The sequence below is a fragment of the Pinibacter aurantiacus genome (genome assembly GCF_019130065.1).
GTDB lineage: Bacteria > Bacteroidota > Bacteroidia > Chitinophagales > Chitinophagaceae > Pinibacter > Pinibacter aurantiacus.
Window position 1 is genome coordinate 12,299 of the sequence record NZ_JAHSPG010000004.1, and the last position, 12,424, is coordinate 24,722.

Annotated in this window: 8 protein-coding genes; 4 read left to right on the forward strand and 4 right to left on the reverse strand. The window is 40.6% G+C overall.

Features of this window, described 5'->3' with window-relative positions:
- From KTO63_RS08900 to KTO63_RS08910, 3 genes are all read right to left on the reverse strand, one after another.
- Positions 1-3,246 carry a SusC/RagA family TonB-linked outer membrane protein gene (locus tag KTO63_RS08900; RefSeq protein WP_217790907.1) on the reverse strand — a complete coding sequence of 1,082 codons (3,246 nt, stop codon included), beginning with the start codon at positions 3,244-3,246 and terminating at the stop codon, positions 1-3.
- Between the two features lie 322 nt (positions 3,247-3,568).
- Entirely contained in the window at positions 3,569-4,672 is a 1,104-nt protein-coding gene (locus KTO63_RS08905) for a FecR family protein (RefSeq protein WP_217790908.1), read from the reverse strand.
- 191 nt (positions 4,673-4,863) lie between these two features.
- Positions 4,864-5,466 (reverse strand): RNA polymerase sigma-70 factor, encoded by a 603-nt coding sequence (locus tag KTO63_RS08910; RefSeq protein WP_217790909.1) that lies wholly within the window; start codon positions 5,464-5,466, stop codon positions 4,864-4,866.
- Between the two features lie 285 nt (positions 5,467-5,751).
- Between KTO63_RS08910 and KTO63_RS08915 the strand changes: the two genes are divergently transcribed.
- Positions 5,752-6,639 carry a hypothetical protein gene (locus tag KTO63_RS08915; RefSeq protein ID WP_217790910.1) on the forward strand — a complete coding sequence of 296 codons (888 nt, stop codon included), beginning with the start codon at positions 5,752-5,754 and terminating at the stop codon, positions 6,637-6,639.
- 30 nt (positions 6,640-6,669) lie between these two features.
- Here KTO63_RS08915 and KTO63_RS08920 read toward each other — a convergent pair whose 3' ends face one another.
- Positions 6,670-7,344, reverse strand: coding sequence for an NYN domain-containing protein (locus KTO63_RS08920; protein WP_217790911.1), 675 nt, complete (start codon positions 7,342-7,344; stop codon positions 6,670-6,672).
- Positions 7,345-8,002: 658 nt separating this feature from the next.
- On the opposite strand from KTO63_RS08920, the gene KTO63_RS08925 reads away from it, so the two are divergent.
- From KTO63_RS08925 to KTO63_RS08935, 3 genes are all read left to right on the forward strand, one after another.
- Complete coding sequence (locus tag KTO63_RS08925) at positions 8,003-10,228, forward strand: hypothetical protein (RefSeq protein WP_217790912.1); 2,226 nt, start codon at positions 8,003-8,005, stop codon at positions 10,226-10,228.
- A 221-nt stretch (positions 10,229-10,449) separates the two neighbouring features.
- Positions 10,450-11,031: a hypothetical protein gene (locus KTO63_RS08930; protein WP_217790913.1), complete on the forward strand. Its 582-nt coding sequence runs from the start codon at positions 10,450-10,452 to the stop codon at positions 11,029-11,031.
- A 291-nt stretch (positions 11,032-11,322) separates the two neighbouring features.
- Positions 11,323-12,393 (forward strand): fatty acid desaturase family protein, encoded by a 1,071-nt coding sequence (locus tag KTO63_RS08935; RefSeq protein WP_217790914.1) that lies wholly within the window; start codon positions 11,323-11,325, stop codon positions 12,391-12,393.
- The last annotated feature ends 31 nt before the right edge of the window (positions 12,394-12,424 follow it).

Here is a 12,424-nt window from a genome sequence, read left to right on the forward strand (position 1 = left end):
TTATTTGAGTGACAGATTCAAACCAAACAAAATCATCTTCGGCTGAGGGTATGCACCATAATCCACGCCTATGGAAACGTTCCTGTTATCAATGTCAGGAGCGCCAGTACTGGTAACTGCGGTGCCATAGGTACTCACTTCCGGATCAAACCCTTTGTACTTTGTAATAGTGATGAGGTTTTGACCAGATACATACACTGATGCAGCACTCAGGCCAATATGGCTAAGCACTTTGGGATCTATCCTATAAGCCAGTGTGATCGTCTTAAAACGCAGATAAGAACCGTTTTCAAGGAAGCGTGTTGATATCTGGCTGTTATCATTACTGTTTGCTTTAATACCTGGCATGTCGGTCACATCGCCCGGATTCTGCCACCGGCTAAGCACTGCTGTGCTTTGATTGCGGGAGTCCTTCATACCTTCTGTTTCGACTCTTACACCATTGAATATTTTATTGCCCTGTGAGCCCTGGAAGAATATGGTAAGATCAAAATTTTTGTAAGTAAGATTGTTCGTCATTCCATAAATAAAATCCGGTTGTGCGCTACCTATTAACCTTCTGTCAGATGCTTTAATGCCTGAGTAATTCGTTGGTTTACCTTCTGATGAGAGATACAACTGATCACCAGTTTGCGGATCTACACCAGCAGCAACATAGCCGTAAAATTCGCCTAATCCATACCCTTGTACAAGCGCTATTGAATTTCCTCTTTCATAAATACTGCCATAAATATTCATGAAGGTGATGTCATTACCAATGCTTGTTACTTTATTTTTATTAAATGAAATATTGAAGTCTGTTGACCACGTAAAATCTTTCTTCACAATGTTCTTGCTGGATATTAAAAACTCCGCGCCTTTGTTTTCCATATTTCCCATATTCAGTAAAATACTTTCAACAATCTGTGAGGACAATGGAACTCTTACAAGAACATTTTTTGTTTTCTTAATATAAAAGTCGCCGGTAAAAGTTAACCTGCCACTCAGGAAAGTCGCATCAACACCAATGTTTGTCTGAGTGGTTGTCTCCCAGGTTAAATCCTGGGCTGCAATAGTGGCGGCATAAGGATTGCCAGTTGCAGCATCAATATTATTCAGAGACAAATATTCATAACTGCCCACACCTTCCTGGTTACCATTTTGACCCCAGCCCGCTCTCAATTTCAGATCCGAAACGACATTCACATCTTTCATGAATTTTTCCTGGGAGATTCTCCATCCTGCCGATACAGAAGGAAAGGTCGCATTTCGATTGCCTGGTGCAAATCTTGAAGAATGATCTGACCGCAAATTTGCCTGCAATAAATATTTTCCTGCATAATCATAGGTAATACGGCCAAGATAAGACACAAGCCCCCACTCATCTATTGATTTAGTACTTGCCTGCTTAGTTTGTGTAAGCATATACATTTCATCCCAGGATTTATGCCGGTATGCGGTGTCGAGTTTGCTTCCGGAAATGTAGGTTTGGTCATACTTGGATTCCTGCACCGTATAACCCGCCATTGCCATGAAATGATGTTGTCCCACAGCCTTTGTGTAACTTAAAGTTTGTTCACCCAACCACACAAATTCAGTGTACTTTGTTTGATTCAGTTGTCCTTGTGTAGATTGTCCATAGGTTGTTAAATACGGATCAAGGAAAAAACTTTTTTCATAGTTGGTATAATCAATACCCCAACTTGAGCGGAACAATAACCCTTTTGCCAATCTAACATCGGCAGCTAAACTTGAAACCATTCTGTCCGTTACGCTTCTGGTGTATTGTCCGTCAATGGCGCCTAACGGGTTTTGCCAGCCTGAGAAAGGATTTAGACCAATGGTCCCGTCAGCATTATACTTCGGCACAGTAGGCGGGGTTGCCAACGCACTCAATACCACCCCTCCTCTTGCAACACCTGTATTATCTGTTACGTCGTTGCTATGGCTTCTCGTAATGATGGTATTAGTTGACAAGGTTAACCAGTCAGCGGCCTTGGTTGTCAAATTAACTCTTCCGGTTAAGCGATCAAATTTTGCCGGCTTGATGGTACCCACCTGGTCGTTATAACCCAATGAAATATAGTGTTGTGTTTTTTCACTTCCTCCGGAAAATGACAACTGATAGTTTTGTTGATTTCCTTTTCTGAACACTTCATCCGGCCAGTTGATGTTGTTGGCATTCACCATTGAATCTGTGATGGAATTAGGTCCCAAAACCTTGTTTGCATAATCCTGGTATTGTTTTGCATTCAGCACATCTAATTTTTTGGTGGTGGATGATGTACCATAGTAAGCACTGAAATCAATTCTTGATTTTCCTGCAACGCCCTTTTTCGTTGTAATAACAACAACGCCATTCGCGGCACGCGTACCATAAATAGAAGCAGATGCAGCGTCTTTAAGAATGCTGATTGATTCAATATCATTTGTTGTGTAGGCGGAAATGTCTGTCATAGGCACACCATCAACGACATACAGCGGTTCATTACCGGCACTGATGGAAGAAGAACCTCTCACGCGAATAGTCAGGCCAGCACCGGGTTTTCCTGAGTTGGACACCACCTGCACGCCTGCAGCTTTACCCTGCAAAGCTTCACCGGCATTTACCAGAGGCCTGTTGGCCATGTCTGCGGCAGTTACAACAGACACAGAACCTGTAAGATCTTTTTTGCGTTGACTGCCATAACCAACCACCACTATCTGTTCGAGTTGTTTGTTAGAAATAGCAAGTTGAACAACGATGTTGGTTTGCCCCGCTATTGCCACCTCCTTGTTTTCATAACCAACATATGAGAAAACCAATACACCATCGGCAGGAGCATTGATACGAAAAGCACCCTTCATGTCTGAGGATACTCCGTTGTTGGTTCCCTTTACTGTTACAGTTACGCCTGCCAAAGGCTGTTGGTTTTCACCGACTATTGTACCGGTTATTACATCAGCTTTGTAAGTGTCTGCTTCTGTTTTGGCAAGAATTACCACGAGTTTATTGTCAAGCAGGCGATACGCGAATTCTGTATTTTGAAACAACTTGTTCATTGCCTCTTCAAAACTCTGATCGTGTACACTATAGTCCACTTTTTTACTTAGTGAAGAATTGAGATTATAGTTATACAGGAAACGTACATCTGCCTGTTTTTCGAGAAGGGTTAAAATGTTTTTGATCTCTGTTTGCTGTACCTTAAGTGTAATTCTTTGTCCGAACACACCTTCGGCATGTATCTGATAAGCAGTGAATAGCGTAAGGAAAATAATCATTTTCATAACAAGCAAGCATTTGACAAGCACGGTGTGCCGGTACCTGGAGACAGGTCCATTTTTTTTCATACATTTGAAATTGTGGGTTTAACAATTGGAACGTACAATTGTCCAAGATTGCACGCCTCCGTTTAAGCCTTCGTTTTTCGGGGGCAACCTCGCTTTTTTCAACCTGTAATTTTTGCAAGAGATGCAGATTGTAAAAGCAGGTTTCCCTTTTTACGTAATAAATTTTTTAATGGTTCTTGTCGATAGTGTAATGTTTTGGTTTAAGTAATAAGTTTTGAGTTTGGATTAAAACAGCCGGCCCATAACGCCTATACAATCGCTAATAAATCACTACTTCGCTTCCATCAAAATTGTATTTAAAATCTGCTGTTAACTGCAAAGCTTTTAGCGCCTGCTCTATCGTTTCATTTTTAAATACACCCTTAAAGCGATAGGCGGCCACTTTTTCACTTTTGAATGTGATGCGCACATTAAACCAGCGTTCCATTTTTGCCGCCAACTCAGCAAATGTGTCTCCGTCAAAATAAAGTTTGTTGTACACCCAGGAAGTTTCCTTCATCACGCTGTCAGGTGCATTTGCAGATACGGATGTGATCATCATTTCCTGTTGCGGCGCTTTTGTGGTGGCTATTTTTTGCAAACTGTCAATAGACTTTGTAAAAACAAGTTTTTCGTGCGGTTGCAGGATCACTTTTGGACCCATCGGCTCATTTGCTTTGACAACTTCTATCAACCCACGTACAAGTGTAGCTTCTATCGTTTGTTCGTGAGGATAAGATTTTACATTAAATGCCGTGCCAAGCACTTTGATGTCAATGCCCGTGGTGTGCACAATAAAGGGGCTTCCGGGGTTTTTTACCACATCAAAAAAAGCTTCGCCTTCAAGTTCTACCTCTCTTGTTTTTGTGTTGAAATTATTGTTGTAGGTAATTCTGCTTTCAGCGTTCAGCCACACCTTCGTACCATCTGGCAATGTAAGTCGCGATTTGGCGCCGCTTTTCGCTTTCACTTCGTTTTTATGAGGGGCCGTTTGGGCTATTTCTGCCTGAATAGGTTTTGGGGGAGTGTAGATATTGTAGCCAATAATCACAACCGCAGCCAACACAGCGGCGGCTACGCTCCATGCGTATATTTTCTTGCGGCCAATGTGGAAGATTTTTTTCGGTGCAGATTCGGGAGGTGCCTCTAATCCGGGGTTTTCTGTTTCGTCGGCCAGTGCAAGGATGTGGTTGAAATGTTCATCATCTTCATCATACTTCACAATGGATGATTTTGTGGCCGACCAGAAGTTATTAAGCAATTCAAAGAAATATTGCTGCTCAGGATCTTTCCCCAACAGGTCAAACAATTCATCCTGCTCCTGCTTTGAAGCCTCCTTGGACAAATACCTGGTAATTAAAACGGCAAGTCTTTCGTTCTGCATAGCGGTGTGTTACTATTACAGACAGGGAAATGGGGAGATGACCTTAAAGGAGTTGAATATTTTTTTATTGCAGCTCGCAGAAGAATTAATAATTAATAATTAACAATTAATAGGTGCTGCAGGTAATGAACTTTTGAACATTGTTTGGTGCAACTTTATTAATTCTTAATTATTAATTATTAATTCGTCAGTTAGCGTCGATTATTTTTTTGGGGCAGTCTAACTACAGGCAAACTCAAATTCCCTCTCATGCTCTCGCTAATGCGTCTAACGGCAATGACCATTTGAGCGTCCACCGTGTTTATAGAAATGTTTAGAATTTCGGCGACATCCTTGTATTTCAAGCCATCTTCGCGCACCAGCTTGAAAACCATTTTACATCGGGGAGGCAGCTGATCTATCGCAGATTCTATTTTTTTGAATAGCTCTTTGGTGATCATTTTTTGTTCAGGTGTTTGATCAGCAGAAATGTTGATGTTAATGAAATCAAACGGATCGGTAACCTGTTCTTTTGCTTTTTTGGAAAGATAATTAAGGGAGGAATTTTTTACGGCAGTATACAGATATACGCTGATATTTTGAATGTCAAGTGCCTGCTGGCGGTTCTTCCAAAGTTTCACAAACACGTCGTCCACTACTTCTACCGCGGTTTCGCGGCTATTTAATATGGCCTGTGAAAAATTTGCAAGACGGTGCGCAAAAAGATCAAATAGCTTTCTGAAAGATTGCTGATCGTTGGCAGCAATTCCCTGCAGGATTAAATAATTCTCTTTTTCTCCGTTTAAATTATTCATAAGCAGCAAGCGCCCTTTAGATAGATAAAATTATGAAAGAATATGCTGCATTGAAATTCAAATTTATTAAGAGAGGACGCAGATGACTGAATAACTGAGTAACTGAATAACTGAATTATTGAGATTTCGGAGAAAATGATGCTGTTCAACGTTCTACGACCCAGTTATTCAGTTACTCAGTCATTCAGTCATTCCAACCAGCGTCATCTGCGTGCCAAAAAACAGCCAAAACGTGAACAATATCCAAGCAAAATTGTTCAATTCCTTAGACCAACATTAAAACTTATGACCCGAATTATCGCCTTATTTTTTGCCCTCTTTTTAATTGTGAGCTCTTACGGGCAACCGGCAAAACCTGATATTATTACGAAGCAAAATGGTGAGCAAATGAAGGGCAAAATTTTAGAAGTAAGTGACGCCGGTGTAAAGTTCACTTACACCGGGGAAACTGTTGTGTACGTAATCAAAAAGTCTGACATCGCGAAGATCACTTTTTCCAGTGGACGGGTAGAAACATACAACCAGCCCGCAACACAAACTGCTCCGGCTCAGCCTGCACAACCTGCAACGCCGGAAAAATCTGCTGTTACTTCTTCTGCCATTGCTACGAGAGGCGGAGACCCTCATAATAAAGTAGCCATTCTTCCTTTTACCTTATTGAAGGACGGTCTATATGCCGCAGACGAGCTGAACGAAAAAGCGCAGGATGAATGCTTCAGTTATCTAAATAAACATGCAGGCACGCTTACGATCCTCGACCCGCAAACAACAAATTCGTTTTTACTGAAGTCCGGGATAAAAAAAGAAGCCCTTAAAGAATATACAAGAGATGAATTGTGCCGCCTGCTTAGTGTGGAATATGTTCTAGAGGGAACCATTATGCAAAACAAGGCGACTCAAACAAGCACACAGTCCTCAAGCTATTCAGACAAAAGCAAAAGTACGGACAACAACAAAAGCGGTGATGGCAGTAAAAACTCCAGTGGCTATTCTTCTTCTACTTCCTATACAGAACAGAATTTTGACAATACTGTGATCTTAAAAATATTCAACGACAAAGGTGAGAGTTTATACAACGAACAAAGAAAGGCGTTGTTCTCGTCTACTTCACAAGATGGATACGTGAGCACATTGCAGTATTTATTGAAGAGGACTCCGTTGTATCATAAGTGACCCACGAACACATCCAAGTTGATTCCTCTGTTAAATGACAGTTTTTCCCCTTGGATTAGGACATGTTGATCTTAATCCATCGATATGCTCAAATAAATTTCTATCAATATGATTCCACATAGGATCCAAAACAAAGTCAATACCCTCTCTTCTGGCAAGTTTTGAAGCGGGAACAAAATCTGAATCGCCGGAAATCAGCACCATCTTACCGACAAATTCCTTTAATGCCAGTGAAGTGATATCGACGCCTATTTTCATATCAATTCCTTTCTGCCTCATTTCGTAGGTGATATCATTCTCCGTCAAATCAGATATTTCAATTTGTTTATTCAAAAGCTGCTTTGTCTTTTCCGGCTTGATTACCCAGTTTGATGAATCTTTTATCGTACCTAATCGTAATGCTAACTTCCTCTTCTTTTTCAGTTGTTCGAAAAATTCCAATCGAAACCTGGCTTGTTCAGACCTGGAAAAATCAATGCACTTTTTGGTAATAGGATTGTGAACTTTTTTTAATAGAGGTAAACTGTCATAATAAAATATTCGATAGAGGTGTTCATCTTTTGCAACATGTCTCAGCGCAATTGTGTACAGATTTTTCGCTACTTCTTCTGGTGAATGAGTCAATGCCTCAGAAAAAATCTTTCGATATTGTTTTAAGAAAAAACCGCCGTCTACGAAAATAGCAATTGAATGATTTTGTCTCATTGAGTTTAGGGAATAAAAAAAGCCTTTGGGTTAGGCATCCTCATCATAATTTTCTAAAAAAACGGAGAATGCGTAGCCAAAGGCACTATAATAATTTGGGAGGCACACATCAATTTGTATGCTGGCACAAAGCTATAATTTTTATTCAAAAAAAAAGCAAGTTTCAATTCATATTGTTTTTCTGTATTGCCAGGTTATGTAGTCTAATACATCTAGTATTTCATGCTTTTCGCTTATCCGTTCGCGTAACTTCTCTGTAAAGGCGTTTTTTGCAAAAAATTTTCATAACCTTCCGACTGAGCAACTTATAACATTTTACTGTCTCTTCTTCAAACCTATTTTTCCATTGACAGTGGCGGAATGGAATTACGCAGACGAGTTTTGAATCATCCATCATTTTTTTAAAAAACTTACCCCCGTAAATCCTGCAAATCACCATCGTAAAATTTCTATTTTCAACAATACTTATTAACATTTCTACCCTCGTATTACCATTTTTTACCATACACATACTCGTTAGTTATAGTTTACAAGGAGGCTTTTTCAATTTAACCCTGTGCATTTCAGTTAGTTAAAAAGATAAAGAGCTTGCAGTATCGGATTCTGATTTGTACTTTTCATCCATCTTAATCCGTCTTTTTAATCAAATCCGTATTCCATGAAAAAGAATTTTAAACAACTTCTTTTTTTGCTCCTGCTAAGCAGTCCGCTGGCGGGCTTTTCCCAACTTTCAAACGGAGGCATTAATGCCTATTTTGGTATTGACGGTGATACCCGTGGCAACTATGTGAAGTATGGCCCGCTTACAGGATTCATTTCAAGTGATGACTGGTTTTCAGGTATAGCTTCTGGTCAAAATGTAGTCGATACATCAAACGCGTCGTATTACCGAACCGTTCTATCAGGAGGAGGTAACATTTCTTTCAACAAAAGAATGTCGGTTCCGTTGTTTTCAAGAGTAAATGGCAAACTATGGCTCGATGCGGTTTATGGAAGGGATTACGCTTGTACCAATCCGCTATTCGATTCGACCGTTTTTGCATCCTCCGCAAAAAACGGAGATAATCCTGGCAATTGGGGGGGAACCACTTCTAACATTCCCAATAAAACCGACCTCGTAGACGTATTTGCCCATATGCGCAGAGACGGTTCTAGTGTATATGATTCGTTGTGGCTTTTTGTTGGAGCGTCGACAGTAGGAACAAATGGTTCCAGGTATTTTGACATAGAACTCTATAAAGACAGTTTTAACTATAAAGGTGGCACTTTCATAAGCAAAGGGCCGGACGCGGGCCACACACAATGGAAATTTGACGCCGCAGGGAACATTACTCAAACAGGGGACATGATACTTGCCGTGAATTTCAATCCGGGAGCTCCGCCGGTGGTTGATACGCGTATTTGGGTAAGCAACTCAACTTTCACCGGCACTATTCCTAAATATTTTGATTTTGGAGCTGTTCTTGATGGTTCCACTGCTGCGTTTGGTTACGTATCCATTACCTCAAAAGCCGGTACTACAAACTTTGGTACAGGTACCTCAAATTATTCAACGACGGCAACAAACGATACCACCTACTCAACACCGTGGGGAACACAAACTTCTTCCGCAGGTTGGGGCACGAAATACGAATCCCTCCAGCTTGTGGAGATTGGCCTGAACCTGACAAGGATTGGAGTAGACCCTGCGCTTTATTCAGCTTTGAGCCCATGTCAACCGATGTTTACGGATCTTTTCTTCAAGTCGAGGTCATCAAATTCCTTTACATCGAACATGCAGGATTTTGTTACGCCTCTTCCTTTTGTTTCTCTGCCGATCATGGATTTTACGGTTCAGTCAGACACGTTGAGATGTAACAGATCTGCGGGCGGCATTACTATTACCAATCACTCAACAATCGGTAAGTATACGTGGACAACAGCAGACGGAGCAAGCATTACGAGCTCGAGTACTGATGGCTCTCAAATTACGCTTGACAAGCCCGGAACTTATATCGTATCGGGATCGCCTGCAACCGGATGCCCTCCAACGCGCATAGACACTATCGTTGTGCCTTTGGATACCTTCCCTCCTGTTGCTTCTGTGTATGTGGGCATAGGTGCGGATCTTGGGCACGTGCAGTTCTTCGGCGGCGACCCTGTGGCCAGCAACTATCCTACTCCATTTGGAGGTTCTGATGGTTTGACCTGGAGTTGGGTAGGCCCGAATGGTTTTGTATCATCCTTACAGAACCCTATAAATGATACAACCTGGGGAAACTACAAACTGGTTGTTACGGAAAACAGAAATGGTTGCATAGATACTATAAGCCAGGATGTGATCAGAGGAATGTTTACGGTAATGTCAAATCCTAATATTCTTCTTACCGGAAAATATACCAACAAGGCGATTGCGATAAAATGGGATGACAAAGGTTCAAACTATGTTGACCGTTACCAAATAGAAAAAAGCGCTGACGGAATCAGTTATATGACCGTGGGTGTAGTGTCGCCGGCTTCGGGAATAAACAACCAGTTTAGTTTTACCGATGCGCAGCCTGCTTATAAAACAAACTGGTATCGCATCAAAGGCATACAAAAAAATGGAACGGCTGCATACTCCAACACACTTAAAATTGCGGATGGGGCGGATAGCAGATTCTATCTTACAAGAAACTCGCAAAGTCAAAACATATCATTGACATGCGATGTAGAAACAGACTACAATTGCAACCTGCTTATCTGCAATATTCTTGGACAGGTATTGGTTAACAAACCGGTTCATTTGCAAAAAGGTTTAAATACGCTGGAGATCACTTCCAGTGCGTTCCAGAAAAATGTAGTTGGAGTTGTTGTATTGTTGAAAAACAACGCAATACTATTCAGCGACAAAGTGGTATTCTAACAATCTACTAGCGACAATAAAAGGTCGTACCCATATTTTTATTTCTGAAAGCTATTGAACTGAAAAGTTTGATAGCTTTTTTTTGTTTTGGGCTTCAATAACACCCGCCTGCCAAAAGGGTAAAAACATGTTATTTAACGGTAAAATTTAAACTTTTCTTCTATTTTACTATACCTTTAAAATCACTTCTCGTCACCTATCACCACCTTAAAAATGTTATTATGAAATCATACTTTTTTATCATCGCCTGGATGACATTATCATTTTTTGCACAAGGCCAAGACGTTAAACCTGCAGCCGACACAACTGTTAAGCCATTGGCAGATACATTGGCCAAACCCGTAGTTGACACGGCAGCACTGGCTAAACATACAGCCGACAGCCTGGCCGCTGTCAAGGCCTCTCAAAACTGTTATACTAAGTGGTACGACTTTATGCGAACCCATGGCGCAAAGCCAGTTCCTGATGGAATGCAGAAAGTTGTTATCACATTTAAAAGCGGAGAAAGCTGCCATTGCTTTATGGGAAAAATAGAGATAGTGGGTGGAAAAATAAAACCGCCACTATATGTCCAGGAAGAAAATGGGGATTACAAAACTTCCACAGAATTAGGCAAGAAACTCGATCCGGAATTTGTGACCTCAATTGGCGCCGACCTCTGGAAAATCAGTGATGGCATGAGCGCATTGTTCCGCACTACCGATCAGGAATATGGCAGGATCTTTTTTTATGAATTCGCAAACAAAGGAAAAAGCACCAAAAAAGTTGCTCCCTCTCCTGAAGAGCTGATAAAGCCAGACTAACCCATCTTGATAAATTATTACTGAGAGCTATCAAACTGAAATGTTTGATAGCTTTCTTGTTTTATGGCATACAACTCACTGAAATCAGGCGAGATACAGTTTTAACGCAAAAATTGGAAATGTTATATTTTCAAAAAACGGCTGTGATCAAGATAGAAACGTTACTTTCGGGGAAATCCAGTATTTGGTACTGAGTGAAAGACCGGTTTGCCCTTGTTAAACGATACCCGAACCCAATACTTCACTTCTATTATAACACAAATTTTCGTTTTAATAAGCGCAACTTACACAATGAACAAAGTCACTTACAACAACAGCAAAGCAGTTTTTTTTGCATCGCTGAAAAAAAGCGTTGACAAACATTTTGAAGAAAATGGTTTGAGGAAAACCGGCAATATTAATTTGTATACCAAATCAGTAGTTTTTATACTCTCCGCTGTTGGCTTGTATGTAGCTCTTTTGTTTGTAAAAATGCCAGTGTTTGCAGGTATATTGGTGAGCCTGTTGTTTGGTTTTGTATTGGCTTGCATAGGTTTTAATGTTATGCATGATGCCAATCATGACAGCTATTCTTCAAAAAAGTGGGTGAACAAGATCCTTGGTTTAACGCTTAATGCTTTGGGCGGAAACAGTTTTATATGGAAGCAAAAGCACAACATTATTCACCATACTTATACCAATATTGATGGTGTTGATGATGATATAGCTAAAAGCCCTTTTATTCGCATGTGCAGCACGCAACGCTGGGCCCCTGCTCACAGATTACAACATTTATATACTCCGGTATTATATGGCTTAAGCTCGATGATCTGGGTATTGTACCAGGATTTTGAAAAATATTTCAAAAGAAAGATCTGCAGCACTCAACTCAGAAAAATGACGCGCACAGATCATTTCCTGTTTTGGAGCAGCAAGGTGTTATATGTTGCTTTTTACCTCGTCATTCCAATGCTATTGGTGGGTTGGAAATTGTGGTTACTATATTTTGTATGTATGCATGTTGGGTTAGGATTTACTTTATCCATCGTATTTCAACTGGCGCATGTGGTAGAAGAGACAGAATTTGAATTTGTGAACGGCAGTAATAAGCAAATTGAAAATGAGTGGGCTGTGCACCAGGTTAGAACGACAGCAAATTTCTCGGCCAAAAATAAAATCATTTCATGGTTTGCCGGTGGACTGAATTACCAGATCGAACATCACCTGTTTCCACGTATAAGCCATGTTCATTATCCTGCGCTCAGCCATCTTGTAGAAACTGAATGCATAGCTTACAATATCCCTTATAACAACAACCTTTCTATGGGAGGTGCAATAAACTCTCATTTCCGTTTCATAAAATCGATGGGCAAAAAACCATAATTGCAAAATAGTAGCAAATGCAAAAAGCTAT

Coding starts and splice junctions, on each gene's coding strand:
- KTO63_RS08900 (WP_217790907.1), bottom strand. CDS start 3,246: ATGAAAATGATTATTTTCCTTACGCTATTCACTGCTTATCAGATACAT.
- KTO63_RS08905 (WP_217790908.1), bottom strand. CDS start 4,672: ATGCAGAACGAAAGACTTGCCGTTTTAATTACCAGGTATTTGTCCAAG.
- KTO63_RS08910 (WP_217790909.1), bottom strand. CDS start 5,466: ATGAATAATTTAAACGGAGAAAAAGAGAATTATTTAATCCTGCAGGGA.
- KTO63_RS08915 (WP_217790910.1), top strand. CDS start 5,752: ATGACCCGAATTATCGCCTTATTTTTTGCCCTCTTTTTAATTGTGAGC.
- KTO63_RS08920 (WP_217790911.1), bottom strand. CDS start 7,344: ATGAGACAAAATCATTCAATTGCTATTTTCGTAGACGGCGGTTTTTTC.
- KTO63_RS08925 (WP_217790912.1), top strand. CDS start 8,003: ATGAAAAAGAATTTTAAACAACTTCTTTTTTTGCTCCTGCTAAGCAGT.
- KTO63_RS08930 (WP_217790913.1), top strand. CDS start 10,450: ATGAAATCATACTTTTTTATCATCGCCTGGATGACATTATCATTTTTT.
- KTO63_RS08935 (WP_217790914.1), top strand. CDS start 11,323: ATGAACAAAGTCACTTACAACAACAGCAAAGCAGTTTTTTTTGCATCG.